Origin of the sequence: Sphingomonas sp. R86520 (assembly GCF_042466285.1) — a bacterium.
Taxonomy (GTDB): Bacteria; Pseudomonadota; Alphaproteobacteria; order Sphingomonadales; family Sphingomonadaceae; genus Sphingomonas.
In genome coordinates this window covers 661,783-687,175 of record NZ_JAXHBZ010000001.1, presented here as the reverse complement: position 1 = coordinate 687,175, position 25,393 = coordinate 661,783, and the positions used below count along the sequence as shown (strand labels likewise).

Here is a 25,393-nt window from a genome sequence, read left to right as displayed (position 1 = left end):
TCCCGCGGGTCAGCGTCCGATCATCGCATAGGCCGCATCCGCTTCGAGCGGCCGCGCATAGTGATAGCCTTGGCCATAGGTGCAGCCGAGCGCCGTGAGCGTCTGCGCCAGTTCGATCGTCTCGATCCCCTCGGCGGTTGTCTTCATGCCCAGTGCCTGCGCCAGGCTGAGAATCGCGCGGACGATCGATACCTTGTCGCGGTCCGCCAGCATTCCCGTCACGAAGCTGCGATCGATCTTCAACACGTCGATCGGCAGCTTCTGCAGATAGGCGAGGTTCGAATAGCCCGTACCGAAATCGTCCATCGCCAGCGTCGTGCCGAGTGCCTTCAGCGCGTGCATCGTGCCGGTGATCCGGTCGGGATCGGTCACGATCGCGCTTTCCGTCAACTCCAGCGTGAACCGGTCCCCCGACAGGCCCGTCGAGTCGAGCGCGGCCTGTAGGACGGGCGCGATCGCGTCCCGCTGCAGCTGGATCGCGGACAGGTTCACCGCCAGGTTGACGCCGCACGGCCCGCCCGCACGTGCATCCCACCGTGCCAAGGTCTGCGCCGCTTCTTCGATCGCCCAGCGACCAAGCGGCACGATCAACCCTGCATCCTCTGCGACTGCGATGAATTCGGTCGGAGAATGATCCCTGCCGCTTTCGTCGGTCCACCGCGCCAGCGCCTCGAACGACACGATCCGGCCAGTCGCCAGGTCGCAGATCGGTTGATAAGCAAGCCGCAACTCGCGGTTCTCGATCGCGCGACGTAACGCCGTCTCCATGCCGAACTGCGCCCGGGCGATCGCGAAATCCTGCCTCTGATAGCTCTCCGCGTGGCCGCTTACCTTTGCGCGTTTCACCGCGAACTGGGCGTGGCGGACCAACTCGGCGATGTCCCCCGGCTCGTCGGCACCATACGCGATACCGACCGAGCATTCGACACCGATCTCGTAATCGGTGAGGCGAAACGGCGTGGTCAGCGTTCGCTGGATCCGCACCGCCAGCGCCTGGGCCTCGTCCCGATCGTCGTCGATCCGCATCAGGATCCCGAACTGGTCGCCACCAATCCGGGCCAGCGTGTCGCGGCCACGCAACGCGCCCTTGATCCGCCTGGCGACGGTGATCAGCAACTCGTCACCCGCCAGCGATCCGAGACAGGAGTTCAGACGACCGAACCGATCGATGTCGATCGCCAGCACGACGCTGGCCGCATGGTCGTCGATCCCTTCGATCAGGTCGGCGAAGCCCTCCCGGTTCAGCAACCCGGTCAGGCTGTCCGTCGTCATTTCCCGGCGCAGGCTGCGCTCGGTCTGGATTTGCGACGTCTGGTCGATGAAACTGATCGTGCAGCGGTCGCGAAAAACCGCATTGGACCGTGCCATCGTCACGCGGTAGTGCCGACAATCGATCTCGTCGCCCAGCATCCATTCGAAATCCGAGCGGATATGCGGCGATTCGAGGAATGCAGAGATACGGTCGCCAAGCTCGGCGATCATCGGCGACCGCTCCGCAACGACACCCAGCCCCGCCAGCCGATAGGCGCGGTTCATCGCGAACAGATCGAAGCGCCGGCCGACCATCACGACGTGCACCGCGGGAATCGGGATGAGTTCCAGCGCCCGCGCGACCAGCTCGGCTGCGACGATTGGCTGCAACTGGGTTGCCACGATTGGCTGCAATGTGTCTTCGCGGGCTGACAAGGGCATGCCCCCGCGTATCGACCCTTCGTTAAGAGGCTCTAAAGGACCGCTACCGGGACCTTTCGAAACCATTATCCGAAGCGATTGTCGCGCGGGAAGCCGGTTGGCGGCATCCGGCCCGCCGCACCACGCGCCGCGCGCCATGGTCCGAGATCCGATTCGGTGCGTGTCCGCCCGGTACCGCCGCCCATCGCCCAACTGAGACCGTCGGCAAAGACGAAGGTGATCGCGTCCGCCAGTCCACCGTCGCGGTACCGCTGGAGCTGCAACCCCTGCCCGCGGGTCATCTCGACCAGCTCGGCGAGCGGGAACACCAGCATCTTCCGGTTGTCGCCGATTGCCGCGACGTAATCGTCGTTCGGTCCGATCGGCCGCACGATCTTGAGATGCGCACCGGGCCGCGGCGTCACGACCGTCTTGCCCTTGCGCGTCTCGGCGATCACTTCGGCCGAACTGACCGAGAAGCCACGCCCGTCGGTCGCCACCACCAGCAACTTGGGATGCTTGCTCGCGGGCAGCAACGCGACGATGCCGATGCTGCCGTCGAGATCGATCATCGCGCGAACCGGCTCGCCGAACCCGCGGCCACCGGGCAGCTTGTCCGCTGCCAGCGTATAAAATCGCCCGTTCTCGGCCGCGAGCAACAACTTGTCGGTGGTCTGCGCATGGAACGCGAACGCCGGGCCATCGCCTTCCTTGAACTTCAGCGCTTCGGGGCTCGCCAGGTCGTTGTGCCCGCGCATCGCCCGAATCCAGCCGCGCTGCGACAGGATCACCGTGATCGGCTCGCGCTCGATCATCGCCTCCAGCGGAATGTCGCGGGTCGGCGCGGCCTCCTCGATCGTCGTGCGCCGCTTGCCGAGCACGGTCTCCAGCCCATAACGGTCGCGGATCTTCGCCATGTCGCGCTTCATCCGTGCGCGCTGTTTCTTCGGGTCGGCCAGCAGCGCCGCCAGCGTCGCCTGCTCCTTGTCGAGCTTGTCGCGCTCGGTCTTGATCTCGAACTCTTCCAGCCGCCGCAGCGACCGCAGCCGCATGTTCAGGATCGCTTCCGCCTGACGATCGGTCAGCGCGAACTCGGCGATTATCACCTTCTTCGGCTCGTCCTCGGTGCGGATGATTTCGATCACCCGGTCGAGGTTGAGATACGCGATCAGGTATCCGTCGAGCAGTTCGACGCGGTCGGCGATCTTCGCGAGCCGGTGCTCGGTCCGCCGGCGCAGCACGACGAACTGGTGATCGACCCACGCCGCCAGCGCCTCGCGCAAGGACATCACGCGCGGGGTGCGATCCTTGTCGAGCACGTTGAGGTTGAGGCTGATCCGCGTTTCGAGATCGGTCAGCCGGAACAGCCCGTCCATCAGGATCTGCGGATCGACCGTGCGGCTGCGCGGCTCGAGCACGATGCGGATCTCGGTGTCGGATTCATCGCGCACGTCGGCGAGAATCGGCAGACGCTTGGCGTTGATCAGATCGGCGATCTGCTCGATCAGCTTGCCCTTCTGCACGCCGTACGGAATCTCGGTGACGATCAGCTGCCAGCCGCCGCCCTTCTCCCGCTCGGTTTCCCAGCGCGCCCGGACGCGGAAGCCGCCACGCCCGGTCGCATAGGATTCGCGGATCACGGCAGGCGGATCGACCACCAGCCCGCCGGTCGGAAAGTCTGGCCCCCTCACATGTTGCAGGATCGCCGCATCGTCCGCGTCCGGCGTGTCGATCAGGACGATCGCCGCCTCCAGCAGCTCGGCCGCGTTGTGCGGCGGAATGCTCGTCGCCATGCCGACCGCAATCCCGCTCGCGCCGTTCGCCAGCAGGTTCGGAAACAGCCCCGGGAACAGCTCGGGCTCGTGATCCTCGCCATTGTACGTCGGGCGATAGGCGACCGCGTCCTCGTCGAGCCCATCCATCAGGTCGATCGCGACCTGCGTCAGTCGCGCCTCGGTGTAGCGATAGGCGGCCGCGTTATCGCCGTCGATGTTGCCGAAATTACCCTGCCCGTCGACCAGCGGATACCGCATCGCGAACGACTGCGCCAAGCGCACCATCGCGTCGTAGACCGACTGGTCGCCATGCGGATGGTATTTACCGATGACGTCGCCGACGACCCGCGCGCACTTCTTGTAGCCTTGCGCCGGATCGAGCTTGAGCAACCGCATCGCCCATAAAAGGCGGCGATGCACCGGCTTCATCCCGTCGCGCACGTCCGGGAGCGAGCGGGCCGTGATCGTCGACAGCGCATAGACAAGGTACCGCTCGGACAATGCGCTGTCGAACGGGGCATCGACGATTGAGTCGAACGGGTCTTTGAAATCGGAGGCCATCACGGACCCGATAGCAGTCGCGAACGTACGATCAAAGCATGAACGCGCGCCGGCCGCCGCCTTGCCCGCGAGCGTCAGATGCCGGCATGAAGCTGCGAACCACGCGGGCTACGCCAACACCGTGATCCGCCTCGCGATAATGTACCTGCTCTGCCTGGGTCGGGGTCGTCGATCGTGGCTGAAACTGCTCGGGCGCAGCGATAGCGTCAGCGATGCCCGCTACTGATTGCACCCCCCGCGCCCTTCGCCTATAGGCGCGGCCTATCCCGGCCTCGGCTCCGCGATCGGTGTCGCGTGGGCCGGGGCCGCTCAATTTTCGCCGCTCAAATTGCAGGGGACCGCGCATGGCTCGCCGCCGCCAGATCTACGAAGGCAAGGCCAAGATCCTCTACGAGGGTCCCGAGCCAGGCACGCTGATCCAGTATTTCAAGGACGACGCGACCGCGTTCAACGCCCAGAAAAAGGGCACGATCAACGGCAAGGGCGTGCTCAACAACCGGATTTCCGAGCATATCTTCACGCTGCTCGATCATATCGGCGTGCCGACGCACTTCATCCGCCGCCTCAACATGCGCGAGCAGCTGATCCGCCAGGTCGAGATCGTCCCGATCGAAGTCGTCGTGCGCAACGTCGCCGCCGGCTCGATCTCGACGCGCCTCGGGATCGAGGAGGGCACCAAGCTGCCCCGCACGATCATCGAATATTACTACAAGGACGATGCGCTCGGCGATCCGATGATCTCCGACGAACACATCGCCGCGTTCGGCTGGGCGAGCCAGGAGGAGATGCACGACATCGCCGACCTCGCGATCCGCGTGAACGATTTCCTGTGCGGGCTGTTCGCCGGCGTCGGCATCCGCCTCGTCGACTTCAAGCTCGAATTCGGTCGCATCTTCGACAACGACTTCGGTCGTATCATCCTCGCCGACGAGATCAGCCCCGATGGCTGCCGCCTGTGGGACATGGAAACCAACGAGAAGATGGACAAGGATCGCTTCCGTCGCGATCTCGGCGGCGAAGTCGAGGCGTATCAGGAGGTCGCACGCCGTCTCGGCCTGCTGCCCGAGGGTGCCGACAACGCCGTCCTCGACCTCGAAAAGCATCGCAAGAACCGGGGCAAGTAGATGAAACTCAAGGTTTTCGTGACATTGAAGCCCGGCGTGCTCGATCCGCAGGGCCGGGCGATCCACCACGCACTCGGCAGCCTTGGCTTCGACGGCGTGCAGGACGTCCGCCAGGGCAAGCTGATCGAACTGGAAGTCGCCGACGACACCGACGACGCGACCATCGACGGCATGTGCCGCAAGCTGCTCGCCAACACGGTGATCGAGAACTACCGCGTGGAAAAAGCATGAAGACCGCGGTCATCGTCTTCCCGGGCTCCAACTGCGACCGCGACATTGCCGTCGCACTGGAAGCGGTGACCGGCGTCAAGCCGCTGATGGTCTGGCACGGTGACGCCGACCTGCCGGCGGATGTCGGCCTGGTCGCGGTGCCCGGTGGCTTCTCGTACGGCGATTATCTCCGCTCGGGCGCGATCGCGGCACGCTCGCCGATCATGCGTGCGGTCGTCGAGCAGGCTGGCAAGGGCCTTCCCGTGCTCGGTATCTGCAACGGCTTCCAGGTGCTGACCGAAGCCGGACTGCTGCCCGGTGCGCTGATGCGCAACGAGGGGCTGAACTTCGTCTGCCGCGATGTCGCGCTGACCGTCGAGACCGCGAGTTCGACCTTCACGTCGGGCTATTCCGCCGGCGAGCAGGTCTCGTTCCCGGTCGCGCACCACGACGGCAACTATTTCGCCGACACCGAGACGCTCGACCGCCTCGAAGGCGAAGGCCGCGTGGCGTTCCGGTATGCCGAGAGCGTCAACGGCTCGGCGCGCAACATCGCCGGATTGCTCAACGACAAGGGCAACGTGCTCGGCATGATGCCGCATCCGGAGCGTCGTATCGAGGCGGCCCACGGTGGCACCGATGGTCGTCGTTTGTTCAAGGGCCTGCTCGAAGCGGTCAACGCCTGACCCTTGTTCCCTCGCGAAAGCGGAGGCCCGGGATACCACCCACATCGACCGTGACCCTGGACTCCCGCATGCGCGGGAGAACGGTCAAGGTCGAGGCGTCAAACCCGTGTGCGGAACGGCGAGAAATCCGTCCCCCGGTCGTACACGTCGACGCCTTCGCGGCGCTTCAGCCACCCGACCGCGACATAGGTCAGCGGCGTCAGCAACACCTCCCACGATACCTTCAGCAAGAACTGGCTGACCATCACCATCAGCATCGCCTCGACCGGCCAGTCCGGCGCGCCGTAAAAGGCGAGCGGGTAGAAGATCAGGCTGTCGAACGCCTGCCCGACCACCGTGCTGCCGATCGTCCGGGTCCACAGCATGCGACCCTGCGTCCAGATCTTCATCCGCGCCAGCACGAAGCTGTTGGCGAATTCCCCTACCCAGAACGCGCAGATCGACGCGAGCACGATCCGCGGCACCTGTCCGAACACGGACTCGTACGCGGCCTGGCCCGTCCACCCGGCGTCGGGCGGCAACGCGACGACGACCGCCGACATGAACACCATGAACAGCATCGCGCCGAACCCCGCCCAGATGCAGCGCCGCGCCCGCGCGTACCCGTACACCTCGGTCAGGATATCGCCGATCACATAGCTCACCGGGAAGAACAGGATGCCCGCGCCGAACGGCCATGCGCCGATCCAGGGCAGGTCGATGACCGCGCGCTTGCCCGCACCGATCACGTTCGACAGCAGCAGGATCGTGACGAACGCCGCCATCACGAAGTCGTAATAGCGAAACTGCCCGCCTGACACCGCACTCGCGGCAACCGGTTCGGGCCCCCGCCCCCCATCCACATCAATATCCATGCAGCGGGTTATGATCGAGGTTCCAAGCCCGCACAATCCGCGCTAGTCGTCGCCGCAGCGCGCGCCCGTAGCTCAGCTGGATAGAGCAAGGAGCTTCTACCTCCTCGGTCGGGGGTTCGAACCCCTCCGGGCGCGCCAATCTTTCCGTTCTCCTCGACACGACAAAAAATGGCCGGATCGTGAGATCCGGCCAGTCGGGGGGAGAGATAGTGAAAGAGGAGGATCAGAAGGTGATGCGTGCCGTTCCGCTGATACGACGATCGTTGAGCTGCACGTCGCGGGGACGGGTCTCGACGCCGAAATAGGTCGCGCGGCGCGTGTCCAGCAGGTTGGTGCCATCGACGCCCAGCGAGAAATGGTCGGTGACGTTGTAGTTCACCGACGCGTCGAGCTGGCCGAACCCCTTGTTGATGATTGGCAGTGCGCCCGTACCGTTGCCCGCGGTCGTCACGACATACTTGCTGCGCCAGTTATAAGCGGCGCGCGCCGACAGCTTTCCCTTCTCGTAGATACCGACGAGATTGTAGCTGTACTTCGAGAGCAGCTCGAGCGGTACCGACAGTGCGTTACCGGCGGTATCCGAGGCCGACGGGCTCGGCGCCTTGCTGTCGACATAGGTAAAGTTAGCCTGCACCCCGAACCCGTCAAGCGGTGCCGGCAGGAAGTCGAAGAACTGGTTGTATGCGACTTCGAAGCCCTTGATCGTGCCCTTGTCGCCGTTGAGATAGGACGTGACCTGGTAGGTCGCGCTCGTACCATCATCGAACGTGACGACACGGTCTGCCACGGCAGTCTGGATGAAGTTCTTCGCCTTCTTGTAGAACACCGCGCCGGTCAACGAACCAGCCTTGGCGAAATACCATTCGAGCGAGCCGTCGAGCTGGTTTGCCGTCAGCGGCTTCAGGAACGGGTTGCCACCACTTGCGGTGTACGGCGCCTGCGTGATCGGCGACGGCGCGTTGATCTGAAGGCTCGGGTTCAGCTGCGTGAAGGTCGGACGCGACACCGCGCGCGAGGCAGCCACGCGAGCCTGCAGATTGTCGGTGATGTGCAGGCGGATGTTCACGCTGGGCAGAAACGAGGTGTATTTCCGCGTGAAGTCGATCGCGGAAAAGGTCGGGTCGTTGTTCGTGCCGGTAGCCGCATTGTAGCTGCTGATCGCGTAGAAGCCCGATGTGTTCAGCTCGGTCCGCACCACACGGAGACCGACCGTGCCGTCGATCGGCATCGACAGGTCGTTGGCGGCAAACTTGGCGGTCGCGTAGCCGGTATAGGTCTTCTGGCTCTGCTCGTTCAGGCTGGTCGGCGTATAGGCGACCTTCGAGGTGATCCCGAGCTGTGCGAGCGTCGCATCATAGTCGAGCGTCGTCGAGGCCGGGAAGGCGAGGACGTTGCCGAACAGATTCGCCTGGCCACGGAAGAAGTCGCTCAGATCGGCGACTTCCTGGTCTCCCGCTCCGATCCCACGCCCCAGATACACGAAGCGATAGCCGGCATCCTCCGTGGTGTTCTTGCGGTTGGCATAGCGTGCGCCGACCTTGACCGACTGCAGGAAACCATCGCCGAACTTGTATTCGGCATCGAGACGCGCCGCCTTGTTGCTCGCGGTCGATTCGTCGATATGGTCGAGATAATAACCGACGCCGTACTGGGTCGGATCGGTAAGGCTGGTCGCATTGGTGATGTTGACCACCGGCACCGCGCCCGAAATATTCTGATACAGCGTCACCGGCGTCGACGAGAGCGAGACGATCGAGCGCAGGTTCTTGGTCGTGCCGCGGACATACTGGGCATCGGCGGTAATCGTCAGTTTCGACGATGGCGTCCACTTGCCGTTGAGCGAATAGTCGGTCGTGACCGAGTGGCGCCGCGTCAGGCTGGTGTTCGAGGCCGTTGGCACGTTGGCGAACGTGCCGCTCTGGAAATCACCGTTCGGCGCAAAGGTGAACGGTGCGCCGGCGAGCGGCGTGATCGAGCTGCCGCTGGTGTAGGCGAAGTAGCTGTAGTCCTGCCACTGGAACTTATAGTCCGAGCGCAGCACCTCGCCCGTGAACTCCAGCGTGCTGGTGGGGCGCCACTGGATCGACACGTCGGTGCCCAGGCGCCGACGATCGCCGAGCGTCTCGCCGATCCCGGTGCCGTGCGGCAAGGTCGTGACCTGTCCGCTGCGGCCCAGAGCGGCAAGCGTGCCGGCATCGGTCGCGTTGGTCGGATCGAGCGTGTAGAACGGCTCGGTAGATATCACGTCCTGGCGGAACGCCGTCTTCTGGTACGCGACGTCGACCAGAATGCCGATCTCGCCGATCCCGGTATTCCAGCGATCGCTGATCAATCCGGACACCGATGGCTTGCTCTTGCCGAGCAGGTCGAAATAGCTGTTGGTGACGCTCGCCGAGGCGCGGAAGCCGTCAAAGTCGAACGGCTTGCGCGTCCGCAGGTTGATCGTGCCGCTGATCTGATCCTCGATCATGTCGGCCGCCGGGTTCTTGTAGACGTCGACGCCCGCGAGCAGTTCGGACGGCACGTCCTCGAAGCTCAGGCCATTGCTGCCGCTCGCGGTGAAGCTGTCGCGGCCGTTGATCTCGGTGCGGACCTGCGTAAGGCCACGGATCGCGACGCTGCTGCCTTCGCCGTAATTGCGCTGGATCTGGATACCCGAGATGCGCTGCAGGGCTTCGGCGACGTTGCGGTCGGGAAGCTTGCCGATATCTTCGGCGACGATCGAGTCGACGATCTGATCGGAGTTGCGCTTGATAGCCTGCGCGCTGCGCAGGCTCGCGCGGACGCCGGTCACGACGATGTCGTCGCCGCCGGGCGCTTCGGCCGCCTGGACGCCCTGGCCCTGATCGCCGCTGGGTGCCGTGTTCGCGCCGGTGGTCGCCTGCGCGTCCGACGCGGTCTGGCCATCAGCGGCCGGAGCAGCAGCCGACGGCGTGGCAACCGTCGTGTCCTGCGCATGCGCGGCGGGCGCGAGGCTCAGCGCCAGCACTGCGGCGGAGGACCCGGCGAGCAGACGAAGCGCGATCTGGCGCTGCGGACGGACGAACATGATTTTCCCTTTCAACACATCGAAATGGCCACGCCGCGTCGCCGCGTCGGTGCCGATTGCTCCCGGTCGAATTGCGATCCGGGTACGCGATTTCGCGCCTCTAGTTTCGATGGCCCGGCTCGGATCACTGATCCTGCCCGTTCCCTCCTTCGACCTCTTCAGCTAGCGATAGCGCTAACGGCCTTGATTTGTCATACCACGATCTTTGCGGTTGGGAAGAGTGTTTTCTACGTGGTATCGGGCTAAACAAGAGCGCAAGGTCGCGTGGTAACCGTAACGTTCCGTCATAATCGGTCATCGTCGGTTACCCTGGTTGATTGTCAGACATAGAGAGTTTGAGGATGAGGCACGGTATGATCAAATCGCGATTTGTGCGTTCGGTATGCGCTGCCATGGTGTGCGGCTTGGCGCCGCAGGGTGGCGCTGCACAGACCAGCGTACCGGGCGATCCCTTTGCGGGCGATCCGGTCGGGATCGTCGCAGATCCCTGCCCGGCCCATCCCAATCCGACCGATGGCGCGGGCTGGGATCGTTGGAAGCTGCACATGCTCACGCGCGATTTCGGGCAGCTTTGCCGGTACGCCCACCAGAACGCCGCGCTGACCGCGTCCCGGGCAAGGACTCGCGTGGTGTTAATGGGCGATTCGATCACCGACAACTGGATCGGCGCGGACGCGACGCTGTTCACCAATGGTCTCGTCGATCGCGGGATCAGCGGCCAGACCACGCCGCAGATGCTGGTCCGCTTTCGCGCCGACGTGCTCGCGCTGAAGCCGCTCGCGGTCCACATCATGGCAGGCACGAACGACATCGCCGGCAACACCGGCGCGGCCACGATCGAAACCGTGCAGGGCAACGTCATGACGATGGCCGAACTGGCGCGCGCGCACGGTATCAAGGTCATCCTGGCCTCGACGCCCCCCGCCGCCGCCTTCCCCTGGAGCCCGGCCATGAAGCCCGCACCGCAGATCGTCGCGTTCAATGGGTGGCTGCGCGGCTATGCGGCCAGGAACGGCTTTACCTATGTTGACTATTACACCGCGCTTGCCGGCCCTGACGGCGGGATGAAGCCGGGCTATGCCAGCGACGGTGTCCACCCGACGCCGCAGGGTTACGCGGTAATGAAGCCGCTCGCGCTCGCTGCGATTACCAAGACCCTCGGCCGCCGGTAAGGAAAGATCATGGATTTCAACAGGCGGTCGGTCCTTGCCGGCATGGCGGCGCTCGGAGCGGCGCGTGGTGCGGTGGCGCAGAGCCCGATGGGTCTCGCTGCCGGCCCGGTGCAGCCCAACTGGCCGTCGCTGGTCAACGCGTATCGCTACCCCGACTGGTTCCGCGATGCCAAGCTCGGGCTGTGGTCGCACTGGGGCCCGCAATCGGTACCAGAGCAAGGCGACTGGTACGGCCGGTTCCTGTATATGCAGGGGCATCCGATGTACGAGCATCACTTGGCGACCTACGGCCATCCGTCCAAGACCGGGATGATGGACATCCAGAACCGCTGGACCGCGGACCGCTGGGACCCCGATGCGTTGATCGAACGCTACAAGAAGGCCGGCGCGAAATACTTCATGTCGCTGGCGTGCCATCACGATAACCTCGACTGCTACGACAGCCGCTATCACGCGTGGAACTCGCTGCGCGTCGGGCCGAAGCGCGACATCGTCGGTACGTGGGAGAAGGCGGCGCGGAAGGCCGGACTGAAGTTCGGCGTCTCCAACCACGCCGCGCATGCTTGGCACTGGTACCAGCCCGGCTACGCGTATGATCCGACCGGCCCGCTGAAGGGCGTGCGCTACGACGCATCCACCCTCCGGAAGGCGGATGGCAAGGGCAAATGGTGGGACGGACTCGACCCGCAGCAGCTCTACACCGGTGCGCACATGGCGGCGCCCGACGGCATCGACAGCATCGCCGCGATGAACGACTGGCACGACAAGAACGACGGCCAGTGGATGGAGCACGGCCCGAAGGACGCCCCCGGCTATGCGGCGAAATGGCTGCTCCGCCAGACCGACCTGATCGACAAGTACAAGCCCGACATGGTCTATTTCGACGATTACGAGCTGCCGTTCGGGCCGATCGGGCTGGAGTCGCTGGCCGACTATTACAACCGTTCGATCCAGTGGCACGGCAAGATCGACGTCGTCCTCACCGCCAAGCAGCTGAAGCCGCACCAGCGCTTCGGCCTCGTGCAGGATGTCGAGCGCGGCTACACCGATCACATCTGGGACGAGCCGTGGCAGACCGATACGTGCCTGGGCGACTGGTTCTACAACGTCGCCCGCCTCCGCGACAAAAGCTACAAGAGCGCGCCGGAAGTGATCCAGCGACTGGCCGACGTGGTGTCGAAGAACGGCAACCTGCTGCTGTCGGTGCCGCAGCCAGGGGACGGCTCGATCGACAGCGAGGTCGAGCATATCCTCGACGGCATGACGGACTGGGTCGCGATCAACGGCGAAGCAATCTTCGGTTCGCGACCGTGGCGGCGGTACGGCGAGGGCCCGACGATCCTGCCGACCGGGATGCAGAACGAGACGGTGAAGCCGTTTACGCCGAAGGACATCCGGTTCACGACCAACAAGGGCGCGCTGTACGCGGTGTTCCTCGGCTGGCCGGAGGGCGCGGCGACGGTTGGCTCGCTGGCGCGGACGGTGAATAGCGGCGTGGTCGAGCGGGTTACGCTACTGGGTGGCGGTGTGGTTGCGCATCGGCAGGATGCGAAGGGGCTGCACGTGACGATGCCCGCGAATACGCGCGGCGGGTTCGTGCCGGTGCTGAAGCTGGAAGGGCGCGGGCTGGCCTAGGCCCAAAGGCGAGTTCTGACCCGCACTGTACGCCACCAAAAAGCGTCACCCCAGCGAAAGCTGGGGTATCCTCGTGGCGGGTGCCGAGGGTTCCACGATGAGATCCCAGCTTTCGCTGGGATGACGGCGGGAGGCGGGGTCCGGCACGGTAATCGTGGCAGGCCGAGGCTTCACAGCGCTCCACCGTCATGCCGGGCTCGTTCCGGCATCCACTGATCCGCGCGTTCGGCGAGGCGCGAGGGAACGGGTAGTGGCCGGGCCGTCGTACCGCGTTCCAACTTGGCGTTGGTCCGCGGTACGGTGGATGCCGGAACAAGTCCGGCATGACCGGGGGCCCATCGGCAGCCCTTACTTAGCCGGGCGCTTCACCTCCACCGCAGCCCCCCGATACGTCACCGTTGCGTCGCCCGCTCCGTCGAGATCCAGCGGACGACCGGCGGTCATCCACTTCACCCGAACCGTCCGACTGGCCGGCATCGCCTTATACCCCTGCCCTTCGCGGGCGCCGAGCGTCACCACCCCGGTCGTATCGTCATACGTCACCGGGATCCGGCTATACGCCCCGCCGCGATACTGCTCGCTGGTGCCGTCATCCTCGTACAGCCCGAAGCTGCCGTTCGCGCCGGTATAGACCGCCAGCGTCAGCGGCGCGTCGGGCTTCTGGTCGACATATTGCGTGACCGGCCCCATCGGCACGATCGCGCCCGCCTTCACGAACAGCGGCATCCGCTCGAACGGCGCCGAAACCGTGACGGTCTGTCCGCCGCGATACACCTGCCCGGTCTGGAAATCATACCAGCTCGCCGTCCCCGCCGGCAGATACACCGCGCGCGACCGTGCCTTGTACTCGGTCACCGGCGCGACGAGGAAGCTGTCGCCAAACAGATATTCGTCGTTCACCTTCCGCGCCTGCACGTCGTTCGGATAGTCCATCACCAGCCCGCGCATGATGCTGCCGTCCTTGAACCACGTGTCCGCCGCGACCGTGTAGATATACGGCATCAGGCGGTAGCGAAGCTGATCGTACCACACCATCGACTGCCGCATCGGCGAGCCTTCCGGCGAAATCTCGTAGATCTCGCGGTACGGCGACTCCCCGTGGCTGCGGAATAGGGGGCTGAACGCGCCGAACTGGAACCAGCGCAGGTTCAGTTCGCGCCACTCGTCCAGGTTCGCCGCGGTTGGCGTCTTGGCCGAATAACGATCCTCCAGCGCAAACCCGCCGATATCATGCGTCCAGTTCGGGATCCCCGACATCGACAGGTTCACGCCCGCCGAGATCTGCGCGCGCAGATCGTACCAGCGGCTCGCCACGTCGCCGGACCACACCGCCGCGCCCTCGCGCTGCAACCCGCCGAACCCCGAGCGCGTCAGGATGAACGGCCGGACGTCGGGCTTGTACTGCCGCCAGCCGTCATAGACCGCGCCGACATGCACCAGTGGATAGCTGTTGAAATACTGCGCGCCCGGCCCCGCCGCGGTCGGGCCCATCGTCGCGATCCGCTCCGGGATCGACAGGTTCGAATGCACGTCCGGTTCGCTCGCATCGAGCCACCACGCGTCCGTCCCGATCTTAGCGAGGCTGTCCTTAATCTGCCGCCAATAGATCGTCCGAGCCTTGGGCGCATACGGATCGTAATCGGTGTTCGCGTAGCCCGGCCCAACCCAGTCCTTGTTCCTGAAGTCGAGGTTGCCGCGATAGGTGTACCCCTTCGCCGCAAGCTCCTTGTAGTTCTCGGTCGTCGGATAGAATTTCGGCCAGACCGAAATCATGAAGCGCGCGTTCATGTCGTGGATCTTGTCGACCATCTTCTGCGGCTCGGGGAAACGCGCCTTGTCGAACTGGTGGCTGCCCCAGGCATTCTCGGGCCAGTAGAACCAGTCCTGGACGATGTTATCGAGCGGAATCTTCAGGTCGCGGTATTTCTTGACGACGTCGACGACCTCGTCCTGCGTATTGTACCGCTGGCGCGACTGCCAGAATCCGTACGCCCATTTCGGCATCATCACGGCCTTGCCGGTGAGCGAGCGATAGCCCGCGACGACCTCGTCCATGTCCTTGCCGGGCACGTACCAATAATTGACCGACTTCGCGATATCGCTGGTGAACCACACCGAATGGCGATCGGGCGTCGCCAGCGGGTTGTTGTGGAGCAGCGCGATATACCCTGCGTTCGGCTCCCATTCGATCCGTACCGCGACGCGCTTGCCCTTGGTCATCGGCAGATCGAAGTTCGCGTACCAGGGGTTCCAGTTCTGGCGCCAGCGATTGAGCACCTCCTTGCCGTCCGCAAACACCTTGAAATAGCTCGAGCCGTAGAGCTGGAACTTGTGCACGCCGCTGACGTCGGGCGTCACGTCGCCGGTCCACACGACCTTCTGCGTCTCGACCGCATTGCCCGCGGTGTTCTGGCCACCCGTGGCAGCAACCGTCTGCGCCTTGGCAGCGGCGGGCCACTTCGCCTGATCCTTGATGAACTGGTAGTTGATCGACGCTTCCTGCTGCGTCACCGCCAGCCGGTCGCCGAGATAATATTGCGCCGTAAAGCCCGGCTTGCCGCCACTCGTCACCTTCAGGCCATCGGTGCCGACCAGCGAATAGGGGCGCGGATTGCCGAACCGGGTGATGCCGTCATTGTCCCACAGCAAGCCGTAGTTGCGCGTCGAGACGACGAACGGGACGGCGATGTCCATGTTGTGCTGCGCGAGTTCGACGTCCTCGCCGTTGTAATCCATCTGCGTGTTCTGGTGCTGGCCGAGGCCGTACAGCCCCTCGTCCGTGCCGCGATTGAACTGCTGCGAGGCAGTGACGAACGGCTTGCCGTCGGCACTCGTGGCCGCGAAGGCGGGCGCCGCCGCCTGATCGAGCACGACCTTGCCGGCCGCGTCGAGGAAGCGGACACGACCGGTCTTCAGGTCGACCTCGGCGGTATCGCGCGCGGTCGCGACCAGCACGCGCTTGCCCTCCCGCGTGACGGTGTACTGACCCGCGATCGGCGGCGTCGGCACCATCAGGCTCGGCGCGGTAGCCACGCGCGTCGGACTCGCGACGACATGGATGATCCCGTCGCCGTGCACCGTCACCTCGACCCACCGCGCCGGACCGCTCGACGGCGCGACGCCGATCCCGCCCGCGATCTTCGCGAACCCACCCCTGGCGACCTGCGCCTGAGCCAGCGCCGGCGTGAGTGCGCTGCCCGCGAGCAGCACCGCGAAACCGAAAGCCTTCGTCATCGTCATCCCCTTGATACCGTCGAGCGTCGCGCTCGTTATTTGTAGCTGCCCATGGTCACCTTCAGGATGACCGGCGTGATGAGGTTGATCCCGTAATCGGTCTGGTCGCCGTTCCAGATGCGGCTCATCACCCAGCGCCCATCGACGACGCGGCCCTCCTCGACGCGGAAGACCGAGCCGTTCTTGGGACCATCCTTGGCGGTGCCGAAGTTCAGGCGGACGTGATCGCCGACCACGAGGAACTCGTTCGGGGACAGCTGCGCGACCGCGACGCCGCCGACAGCCTCCTTCGCCCATGTGGGAGGTTCGGACTTGATCCAGGTCCAGTCCTTCTGCCCGAACTGCCATTCGCCATAGCTCGTGGCGATCGTCCAATCGCCCATCGTCGTGGTCTGGCCCGCGCCATCTTCGGGCTTGGCCGTACCCCAGGTCGGATGCTCGAACGCGATCTTCGCCCAGTCGCGCCCCATCGTCGCGAGCGCGCCATATTTCAGGCCGATCGCATCGAGCGTCTCGCCGTCGAGCGCCTTCGCCCCGAGCGGGTAGTTGAAATACCCGGTGTCATCCATCCCGAACGGCGCGTAGCCGATCGCACCGCGCCCCAGTGCCGCCCAGAAGAACCGCGCGAACTCCTTGGCGTTGCCGATCTCGGGGACCATCAGCGCGTTGTCGGGGCGCGCATAGGCGTCGAGGTACAGTGCGACGTGCGCGGCATCGCGGTCGTAGATGTCAGGCGCCTGGAAATCGATCGCGGGTGCCGCCGCCTTCCAGATGTCGAGGACGTCCTGCTGCGGCCCGCCGCTCGCCACCCCGGTCGGATCGGGCACGTTCGACGGCCCGGCCAGCGATGCGTTGACGTACATCGGCAGCGGCTTGATCGCCTTCCCCGCCGCCGCGATCTCGTCGACGAAGCGCGCGGTATGCCAGGTGTTGAACGCGCGGTCGGCTTGCGCGCCGAACATCTGCGTCCAGCTCCCGCCCGGCTTCTTCAGCGCCTTCGCCAGTTCCGTCGGAACGGGCTTTGCGAAGACCGCATTGGCCTGCGCCCCGTAGTCGCGCGGCGAGCGATAGCTGCCGACCTCGTTCTCGGGCTGCACCATGATCACAGTGTTCTGCGGGTCGTGCGCCTTCAGATACCGCATTACCTCGACGAACGCCCGCTTGTCCGCCTCCAGCGTCGCGCGGAACATCGGCGAGTGGACATAGTGGTCCGTGCCGTCCTTCGCCTTCATCCGCGGGAAACGGCGGTTGTCGGCCTTGAACCAGTCCGGCGTGTAGCCGGGCGAAGTGTTCTTCCACGTCCCGAACCAGAGCAGCACGACGCGCTTGTCATGCGCCCGCGCCTGATCGAGCAGCGTCTGAAGGAAGCTGAGGTCGAACTTGCCCTCGACCGGCTCGACCTGCTGCCACGCGATCGGGATCTCGACCGTGTTCGCATGGATACGGTCCAGCATCGGCCAGACCTGCGGCAGCGCGGCCGCGTAGTTGCTGCTGTTGTTGACCTGCGCGCCGAGCATCAGGAACGGCGCGCCGTCGACGATCAGCGCATGCCGGCCGCCTTTGGTGACGATCCGCGGGATCTCGGTGGCGGTCTGCGACGACGCGACGCCGGCGATCATCGATGCGGACAGAGCCAACCCCGCAAGCACGCGTTTCATACGAACCATCATCAATCCTTTTTCGTGAAGGCGGGTTTTGCAAAAACGGGGTCGCCATAGACGATCCCCCGCCCGTCGGTGCCGATATACACCCGGCCATAGGTCTTCGGATCGCCGGAGATCACGCGGAAGCGCAGTCCCCATTGATGCCGTTCGTCGTTGATCCGCTGCCAGCCCGCGCCGCCGTCGATCGACCGCCACACCGCCTGCACGCCGCCCTTGCGCCCGATCGCGTAGACCGTGGGCCATCGCGATCCCGGCGCCGCGCGGCCGAGGCCGTAGAGATCGACTGCCAAGCCATCGCTCCCCTTGGACCAACTCTCGCCGGCATCGCTCGACCGATACAAGTCGCTACCGACTTTCAGCCACAGCGCGCCTGCCTGTCCCGGCACCGCCGCCAACGGGTTCTGCTGTTCGCGATTGGTCGTCCGAACCGCGCGCAGATCCGCCGGCAACCCGCGCCCGGCGACCGCCGCGAAGTTCGCGCCGCCGTCATCGCTGCGCAACACGGCGTGTCGACCGACGTCTACCGCGTAGAATTTGCGCGCATCGACCTTGTCCGCGGTGACCCGCGTCTCCAACGGCAGGCCCGCGGGTGCAGACCAGGTCCGCCCCCGGTCGCGCGTCAGCAACGCCAGCCCCGTCCCAACTATGAACGTCGTGCCGTCCGCCGACACCACGATCGGCGCATCGCCGGTCTTTTCGGGTGGCAAGCGCCCCGCGACCGCCGTCGTCGCCACGGTCGGCGGTACGATCGGCTGCCAGCTGGTGCCGCCGTCGCCCGACCAGGCCAGCGTCACGGCAGCCTCGCGCGCATGCGTATTGCCGCTGCGCACCACGACCTGCGGCGCCATGCCCGCATAATCGAGATTGTTGGTGTTCGTCAGATACGGGTTCGTATGCACCTTCGCCGGCGACACGCTCAGATCGTCATGCCGAAACCCGCCGATATCGCCGAAGCCCGAGATCAATGGCGCGCCACTGGTCGGGCTGGTCAGCGTGATGATCGCGGTCTGCTCGATCCCGGCGGTCCACGGCTTCCACGCCATCGCCCCGCGCGCACCGAACGCCCTGGTCGCATACATCGTCGCGCCGGTGACGTAAGCGGCATGGTTCGCATCGAACGGATCGATCGCTAGCCCCGCGATCCAGTGCCCGAAATCCGCCTTGTCGCCAGCAAGCTTGAGAAACGGCGAGGCGGCGACATCGCGCGTGCTTCTCGTATAGAGCTCGTCCCAATGCGCGCCGGCATCGCTCGACCGCCATACCGTATCGACCGGCTGGTAGCGATCGACCGTACTCACCGCGATCACCCGCGGATCCTGCGCCGACACCGCCACGCCCATATACCCGCCGACCGGAGCATCCGCGCGCTTGTCGGGCGTCACGTCGGACCACAGCGCGCGCGCGAAATCGTATCGCCAGACCGCGCCCCGCGTGATTCCGTTCGGACCGATGCCGTTCGCATAGCTGATCGTCAGCACGCCGTCCGACCCCAGCACTGCCTTTACCGGCAGCATAGCCGCGTCGGGACCACCGGCTACCGCACTCCAGGTAGCGCCGTCATCGTCGGACCGGAACAGATGCCGCGCCCCCGGATCGGCGCTCGCCACGAACACGCGGCCCGGATGCGTCTTGTCAAACAGCACGAAGGACAACCCGCCATGGGTCGCCCTTGCAACCGTCGGCGTACCGAGCCCGGCGAGCGGAAACGCCGCCAACTTCACCCAGTGCGCGCCGCTATCGACGCTCCGCCATAATCCGTCGTGCCGGGATCCGAACAGCAGCCGCGACGTCCGGTTCGGATCGATCGCCAACCGCTCGCCGAGCCCACGCCCGTCTTCGTTGCCCCCCATCCGGAACGGCACCGGCGTCACGCTCCAATTCGCGCCGCGATCCCCCGAGCGCAGGATCGCTGCCTCGCTCCGCCACGACATCCCTGCCGCCAGATACACGATGTTCGGATCGACCGGATCGGCCGCGATGCTCTCTACGCCCATGTAGCTGCCGATCGCATTGCCGTCCTGCAGCGGCACCCAGCGTGCGCGCTTGGCATCGAACCGATAGGCGCCGCCCATGTCGGTGCGCAGATAGGCCAAACCCCGCTCGGCGGTACTGAACACGATGCCGGGCGCGAACCCGCCGCCGCCGACGGTAACGGTGCGCCACGTATAGAGCGGTGCTCCGGTAGTCGCCGCACTCGAGTCGAATGATATCGCTACCATAGCGAAGCCCAGCGCGGCGGTGATGGATTTTCGCATCGCCATTCTCGCTACCCTCCCCCCTCGACGCGGCTCACACGCCCGTGCTAATCGCACATTTGATTTGTATGATTAATGACTTCGATTTCATCTTTACGCAACCCCGATCGATGACCGCGTCAGGAAACGTGATCGCGCATTGGGGGCTTGACGCTGTCGCTACGCAGCATACGGTACCGCTAACAGCCTGGAGGGGATTACATCGTGGAGATCGCATTCGCGTCGGCGTGGGCTTTGCCCGCCGATTGGGAACAGGCGGCATTGCTCGGCCGACTCGATTTGGGCGAGGGTCCGACGCCCGTCATCGTCCGTGAAGGGCGCGTATATGACATGTCGTCGGTCGCACCGACCGTCGCCGACCTGATCGCAGCCGGCGACTTCGCTACCGACGCCGCGACCGACCTCGGCCATCTGGACGACCTGCAGCTTTCGCCGGCCGCCGACGCCGCGGCGCGCCTGCTCAGCCCGATCGACCTTCAGTGCGTCAAGGCGTCGGGCGTAACCTTCGCCGTTTCCGCGCTCGAACGCGTGATCGAGGAGCGTGCGCGCGGCGATGCGAACGCCGCGGCATCGGTTCGCGGTCGTCTCGAGGAACGAGTCGGCGGCAGCATCCGCTCGGTCGTCCCGGGTTCGCCCGAGGCCGCCGCGCTGAAGGCCGCACTGATCGAAGACGGCATGTGGTCGCAATATCTCGAAGTCGCGATCGGTCCTGATGCGGAGATCTTTACCAAGGGGCCGACGTTGTCGACCATCGGCTGGGGCGGCGAGATCGGCATCCGCTCCGATTCGACCTGGAACAATCCCGAGCCCGAGGTGGTCCTGATCGTCGACCGCAACGGCAAGACGGTCGGGGCGTCGCTCGGCAACGACGTCAATCTCCGCGATTTCGAGGGTCGTTCCGCGCTCCTGCTCGGCAAGGCCAAGGACAATAACGCGTCCTGCTCGCTTGGACCGTTCATTCGCCTGTTCGACGATAATTTCGGCATGGACGACGTGCGCGCCGCCCAGATCGCGCTGACGATCGAAGGGGCCGAGGGCTACCGTCTCGAAGGCAGCAGTTCGATGGACCAGATCAGCCGCGATCCCGAGGAGCTCGTTCGCCAGGCGATGAGCGAGCATCAATATCCCGACGGTTTCGTGCTGTTCCTCGGCACGCTGTTCGCGCCGACGCAGGACCGCGACGAGCCCGGCCGCGGTTTCACGCACGCCGTCGGCGACGTCGTGACGATCTCGAACCCCAAGCTCGGCGCACTCGTCAATCCGGTGACGACGTCGAAGGATGCTGCACCGTGGGAGTACGGGATCGGCGATCTCATGCGCAATCTGGCAGGTCGTGGCCTGCTGGCGCACAACAAGAATCAGGGAGCGTAAACACGTGTTGCAGAAGACCGAAGCCGCCGACCAGACGGCGATCTATCCGAGCCTGAAGGGCAAGCGCGTCCTGATCACCGGCGGCGCATCGGGGATCGGCGCTGGCCTGGTCGAGGCGTTCGCGCGTCAGGGGTCGCACGTCGCGTTCGTCGACATGGCCGAGGACGCTGCCGCCGCGCTGATCGACGCGTTGACGCCCCATGTCGCGACCGCGCCGATCTTCCTGCCGCTCGATCTGCGTGACGTCGATGCACTGAAGTCGACGGTCGCTCGCATCGAGGACCAGCTCGGCGGGATCGACGTCCTGATCAACAACGCCGCCAACGACGATCGCCACACCATCGAAGAGATCACGCCCGCCTATTGGGACGAGCGGATGGCGACCAATTTGCGCCATCTGTTCTTCGCAGGGCAGGCCGTGGTGCCGTCGATGAAGCGCGCCGGCGGCGGCGTGATCCTGAACTTCGGGTCGATCTCTTGGCATCTCGCCTTGCCCGAACTGCTGATCTACCAGACCGCCAAGGCCGGTATCGAGGGCATGACCCGCGCGATGGCGCGCGATCTGGGCGGCGACGGCATCCGCGTGAACACGATCGTTCCCGGCAACGTCGAGACGCCGCGTCAGCTGAAATGGTACACGCCCGAGGGCGAGGCCGAGATCATCGCCGCGCAGTGCCTGAAAACGCGTGTCCAGCCAGCCGACGTCGCCGCACTCGTACTGTTCCTGGCGTCCGACGATGCACGGATGTGCACCGGCCACGACTATTTCGTCGATGCCGGCTGGCGCTAGGGTGGGCGGGGACATGATCCGCGAACGCCAGGCCGAAAGCATCTGCGAGGTGGGTGCGACGCTCGGCGAAGGACCGATCTGGGTCGCCCGCGACGCGGCTTTGTGGTTCGTCGACATCAAGGCACCGCATGTCCACCGCTTCGATCCGGCAACCGGCAAGCTGGACACGTGGGACGCGCCCGATCAGACCGGCTGGGTCATCCCGTCCGATGACGGTGGCTTCCTTGCGGGCGTTCGCGGCGGGCTTCACCGCTTCGATCCCGCGTCCGGCACGTTTGCGCAGCTGGTGTCCGTTCACGCCGAAACGCCGGGTAATCGCCTCAACGACGCCGCGCGCGACCCGTCGGGCCGCGTGTGGTTCGGGACGATGGACAATGCCGAGTCCGAGGACACCGGCCACGTCTATCATTGGCTCGGCGGGGAACTGACCAAGACCGACATCCCGCCCGTCGCGATCACCAACGGCCCGGCGATCTCGCCCGACGGCGGCACGCTCTACGCGGTCGATACGCTCGGCAAGCGGATCGACGCGTACCCGATCGATGCAGGCGGCAACGTCGGCGAGCCGCGCCTCTTCCTGACGATCGGTCCCGACGACGGTCATCCCGACGGCGCGATCTGCGATTCGGAAGGCGGCGTTTGGGTCGGGTTCTTCGGCGGCTGGGCGGCTCGCCGGTTCGCCGCGGATGGCACCTGCACCGACATCGTCCACTTCCCCGTCGCGAACATCACCAAGATCGCGCTCGGTGGCCCCGATGGTCGCACCGCGTATGCGACGACCGCAGCGAAGGGCCTCGACGACGAAGCCCGCGCGGCCCAGCCGCTCGCGGGAAATCTGTTCACCTTCCGCGTCGACGTCCCTGGCGTCCCCGTCGAACCTATCACATTGTAATGCGAACGATGCCGCCAGAGCGTCGTACCGGAGAGGAAAACCAATGAATATTGCGGCAGCTTCCGCACCCCAGGTGAACCGAGCCCTCATCGCGATGATCGTCATCGTCGCGACGATCGGCGGGTTCATGTTCGGGTATGACTCGGGCGTCATCAACGGCACGCAGGCGGGGCTGGAAAGCACCTTCGCGCTGTCGTCGCTCGGCACCGGCTTCACCGTCGGCGCGATCCTGATCGGCTCGTCGGTCGGCGCGTTCATGGCTGGCAGGCTCGCCGACAATCTTGGCCGCCGCAACGTCATGATGATCGCCGCAGTCCTGTTCATCATCAGCGCGCTCGCCGCGGGTGCCGCGACCTCGGCCACCATGTTCGTGCTGGCGCGGATCATCGGCGGACTCGGCATCGGTGCCGCCAGCGTGCTCGCGCCGGTCTACATCTCCGAAGTCGTCCCCGCCAACGTCCGCGGTCGACTGTCGAGCGTGCAGCAGATCATGATCATCACCGGCCTGACCGGTGCGTTCGTCGCCAACTGGTATCTCGCGCGCGTCGCGGGATCGTCGACGGCGCCGTTCTGGCTCGACTATCCGGCTTGGCGCTGGATGTTCTGGATGCAGGTCATCCCGGCTGCGATCTACCTCGTGACGCTGTTCCTGATCCCGGAGAGCCCGCGTTTCCTGGTCCTCAAGGGCCGCTATGACGAAGCCGAAGTCGTCCTCACCCGCCTGTTCGGTGCGGTCGAGGCCAAGCGCAAGGTCGCCGAGATCCGCGGTTCGCTGTCGGCGGACGCGCATCGTCCCAAGCTCTCCGACCTGATCGACAAGGCCAGTGGCAAGGTCCGCCCGATCGTCTGGACCGGCATCGGCCTCGCGATCTTCCAGCAGTTCGTCGGCATCAACATCGTGTTCTACTACGGCTCGGTGCTGTGGCAGTCGGTCGGCTTCAGCGAGAGCGACGCGCTGCTCATCAACATCCTGTCGGGCTCGCTGTCGATCATCGCCTGCCTGCTCACGGTCGCGCTGGTCGACAAGGTCGGGCGCAAGCCGCTCCTGCTGATCGGTTCGGCCGGCATGACCGTCACGCTCGCGATTGTCGGGATCTGCTTTGCCAGCGGTGCGATCGTCGAGGGTTCGCTGCACCTGTCGGATCGCAACGGCCTGATCGCGCTGATCGCCGCCAACGCCTATGTCGTGTTCTTCAACCTGAGCTGGGGCCCGATCATGTGGGTGATGCTCGGCGAGATGTTCCCGACCCAGATCCGCGGTTCGGGTCTGGCGGTCGCCGGCTTTGCGCAGTGGTTCGCCAACTTCGTCATCTCGGTCAGCTTCCCGACGATGGCGATCTCGCTCGGCCTGTCGCTCACCTATGGCTTCTACGCGCTGTCGGCGTTCGTCTCGTTCTTCTTCGTATGGAAGATGGTCTCCGAGACGCGCGGTCGCGAGCTCGAGGACATGCTCGGCTGATGCTGCACCTCGACGCCGGCGACTGGACGGTCGCGCTCCAGCCAGAACTGGGCGGCACGATTGCCGCCCTCACCTACCAGGGCCGCGACATCCTGCGACCGACCCTGGCGGGCGCGACCAACCCGCTGGAGACGGCATGCTTCCCGCTGGTGCCGTATGCGAACCGGATCGCGGACGGCCGGTTCATGTTTGCGGGGGAGTCGTATGTGCTCCCGCGCAACATGGCGGGGCAGGACCACCCGCTCCACGGCGTCGGCTGGCTGCGGGTTTGGGACGTTGACAGTTCCGACGCGGTCTCGGCGGTCCTGGTCCACACCCACGGGTCCGACGCGAACTGGCCGTGGTCGTACCGCGCCGAACAGCATGTCTCGCTCGACGAGACCGGCCTTCGCGTATCGCTGTCGGTCCAGAACACGACCGACCGGGCCATGCCTGCCGGGCTGGGTTTCCACCCGTATTTCCCTGCCGCCGACGACACGTGCCTGCGTTTCGATGCAGGGTCCGTGTGGCTGGCCGACGACGCCATGCTCCCGACCGAACGGATCGGCGCGACCCACTTCGCCGATTGGTCGAAGGGCGAGACGGTCGTGCGTCCGTCGCTGATCGACAATGCCTATGAAGGGTGGGACAAGGAAGCGACGATCGCCACCCTGGACGACACGATCACGCTGACCGGGGAAGGTACGCCCTATCTCCACGTCTTCACGCCGCCGGGTTTGGGCTTCTTCTGCGCCGAACCGGTGAGCGACATGCCGAACGCGTTGAACTTGGCGGACCCGGTGATTTTGGCACCTGGCGAGACGCGCACGATCGCGATGTCGCTGACGGTGGCCCGGGGCTAGTCAGGCTACCACATCATATTGTTGGGGAGCACCACCCCGGCGGAGGCCGGGGCCCAGTTGGAAAGGTCGCAGTAACTGCGCACTGCCGTTCGTTAGCGACGTTCCCCAACTGGGCCCCGGCCTTCGCCGGGGTGGTGCGTGACACGAGT

The 25,393-nt window shown here is 65.3% G+C and carries 17 protein-coding genes and 1 tRNA gene; 11 read left to right on the top strand and 7 right to left on the bottom strand.

The features are described from left to right. Window positions 1-9 precede the first annotated feature (9 nt). Together SJY41_RS03330 and parC are read right to left on the bottom strand one after the other, a co-directional pair. Window positions 10-1,566 (bottom strand): putative bifunctional diguanylate cyclase/phosphodiesterase, encoded by a 1,557-nt coding sequence (locus tag SJY41_RS03330; protein WP_380784042.1) that lies wholly within the window; start codon window positions 1,564-1,566, stop codon window positions 10-12. 191 nt (window positions 1,567-1,757) lie between these two features. Then, entirely contained in the window at window positions 1,758-4,007 is a 2,250-nt protein-coding gene (parC, locus tag SJY41_RS03325) for a DNA topoisomerase IV subunit A (RefSeq protein WP_380779051.1), read from the bottom strand. Between the two features lie 344 nt (window positions 4,008-4,351). Between parC and purC the strand changes: the two genes are divergently transcribed. The 3 genes from purC to purQ are packed head-to-tail and all read left to right on the top strand — an operon-like array spanning window position 4,352 to window position 6,027. Continuing rightward, window positions 4,352-5,131: a phosphoribosylaminoimidazolesuccinocarboxamide synthase gene (gene purC / locus SJY41_RS03320; protein WP_056050712.1), complete on the top strand. Its 780-nt coding sequence runs from the start codon at window positions 4,352-4,354 to the stop codon at window positions 5,129-5,131. Then, window positions 5,132-5,362 carry a phosphoribosylformylglycinamidine synthase subunit PurS gene (gene purS / locus SJY41_RS03315; protein ID WP_031439802.1) on the top strand — a complete coding sequence of 77 codons (231 nt, stop codon included), beginning with the start codon at window positions 5,132-5,134 and terminating at the stop codon, window positions 5,360-5,362. Beyond that, window positions 5,359-6,027, top strand: coding sequence for a phosphoribosylformylglycinamidine synthase subunit PurQ (purQ, locus tag SJY41_RS03310; protein ID WP_380779049.1), 669 nt, complete (start codon window positions 5,359-5,361; stop codon window positions 6,025-6,027). The genes purS and purQ overlap by 4 nt, the downstream gene beginning before the upstream one ends. A 98-nt stretch (window positions 6,028-6,125) precedes the next feature. Here the strand turns inward: purQ and SJY41_RS03305 are convergent, their stop codons facing one another. After that, a complete protein-coding gene (locus SJY41_RS03305; RefSeq protein ID WP_380779046.1) occupies window positions 6,126-6,881 on the bottom strand; it encodes a queuosine precursor transporter in 756 nt (251 codons plus the stop codon). A gap of 61 nt (window positions 6,882-6,942) precedes the next feature. On the opposite strand from SJY41_RS03305, the gene SJY41_RS03300 reads away from it, so the two are divergent. After that, window positions 6,943-7,019: transfer RNA gene (locus tag SJY41_RS03300), tRNA-Arg, on the top strand. An 85-nt stretch (window positions 7,020-7,104) separates the two neighbouring features. Here SJY41_RS03300 and SJY41_RS03295 read toward each other — a convergent pair. Further along, window positions 7,105-9,930, bottom strand: a complete 2,826-nt coding sequence (locus SJY41_RS03295; protein WP_380779044.1) for a TonB-dependent receptor — start codon at window positions 9,928-9,930, stop codon at window positions 7,105-7,107. A 392-nt stretch (window positions 9,931-10,322) separates the two neighbouring features. Between SJY41_RS03295 and SJY41_RS03290 the strand changes: the two genes are divergently transcribed. Both SJY41_RS03290 and SJY41_RS03285 read left to right on the top strand, forming a co-directional pair. Beyond that, window positions 10,323-11,102: an SGNH/GDSL hydrolase family protein gene (locus tag SJY41_RS03290; protein WP_380779042.1), complete on the top strand. Its 780-nt coding sequence runs from the start codon at window positions 10,323-10,325 to the stop codon at window positions 11,100-11,102. Window positions 11,103-11,111: 9 nt separating this feature from the next. Beyond that, a complete protein-coding gene (locus SJY41_RS03285) occupies window positions 11,112-12,737 on the top strand; it encodes an alpha-L-fucosidase (protein ID WP_380779040.1) in 1,626 nt (541 codons plus the stop codon). Between the two features lie 348 nt (window positions 12,738-13,085). Here the strand turns inward: SJY41_RS03285 and SJY41_RS03280 are convergent, their stop codons facing one another. From SJY41_RS03280 to SJY41_RS03270, 3 genes are read right to left on the bottom strand one after another with little or no spacing between them, the layout of a single operon-like run. Further along, entirely contained in the window at window positions 13,086-15,971 is a 2,886-nt protein-coding gene (locus tag SJY41_RS03280; RefSeq protein WP_380779037.1) for a TIM-barrel domain-containing protein, read from the bottom strand. 35 nt (window positions 15,972-16,006) lie between these two features. Further along, window positions 16,007-17,638, bottom strand: a complete 1,632-nt coding sequence (locus SJY41_RS03275; RefSeq protein WP_380779036.1) for a DUF5597 domain-containing protein — start codon at window positions 17,636-17,638, stop codon at window positions 16,007-16,009. Between the two features lie 2 nt (window positions 17,639-17,640). Then, window positions 17,641-19,890 carry a WD40/YVTN/BNR-like repeat-containing protein gene (locus SJY41_RS03270; protein WP_380779034.1) on the bottom strand — a complete coding sequence of 750 codons (2,250 nt, stop codon included), beginning with the start codon at window positions 19,888-19,890 and terminating at the stop codon, window positions 17,641-17,643. A gap of 204 nt (window positions 19,891-20,094) precedes the next feature. Here SJY41_RS03270 and SJY41_RS03265 point away from each other — a divergent pair, with 204 nt between their 5' ends. Genes SJY41_RS03265 through SJY41_RS03245 form a run of 5 tightly spaced genes read left to right on the top strand, consistent with a single transcriptional unit; the run spans window position 20,095 to window position 25,244 of the window. Next, window positions 20,095-21,261, top strand: a complete 1,167-nt coding sequence (locus SJY41_RS03265; protein ID WP_380779031.1) for a fumarylacetoacetate hydrolase family protein — start codon at window positions 20,095-20,097, stop codon at window positions 21,259-21,261. Between the two features lie 4 nt (window positions 21,262-21,265). Then, on the top strand, window positions 21,266-22,051 hold the full coding sequence (locus SJY41_RS03260) for an SDR family NAD(P)-dependent oxidoreductase (RefSeq protein ID WP_380779030.1): 786 nt from the start codon (window positions 21,266-21,268) through the stop codon (window positions 22,049-22,051). 13 nt (window positions 22,052-22,064) lie between these two features. Further along, on the top strand, window positions 22,065-22,943 hold the full coding sequence (locus tag SJY41_RS03255) for an SMP-30/gluconolactonase/LRE family protein (RefSeq protein ID WP_380779028.1): 879 nt from the start codon (window positions 22,065-22,067) through the stop codon (window positions 22,941-22,943). Further along, entirely contained in the window at window positions 22,885-24,402 is a 1,518-nt protein-coding gene (locus SJY41_RS03250) for a sugar porter family MFS transporter (RefSeq protein ID WP_380784041.1), read from the top strand. The genes SJY41_RS03255 and SJY41_RS03250 overlap by 59 nt, the downstream gene beginning before the upstream one ends. Continuing rightward, on the top strand, window positions 24,402-25,244 hold the full coding sequence (locus SJY41_RS03245) for an aldose 1-epimerase (protein WP_380779026.1): 843 nt from the start codon (window positions 24,402-24,404) through the stop codon (window positions 25,242-25,244). The genes SJY41_RS03250 and SJY41_RS03245 overlap by 1 nt, the downstream gene beginning before the upstream one ends. The last annotated feature ends 149 nt before the right edge of the window (window positions 25,245-25,393 follow it).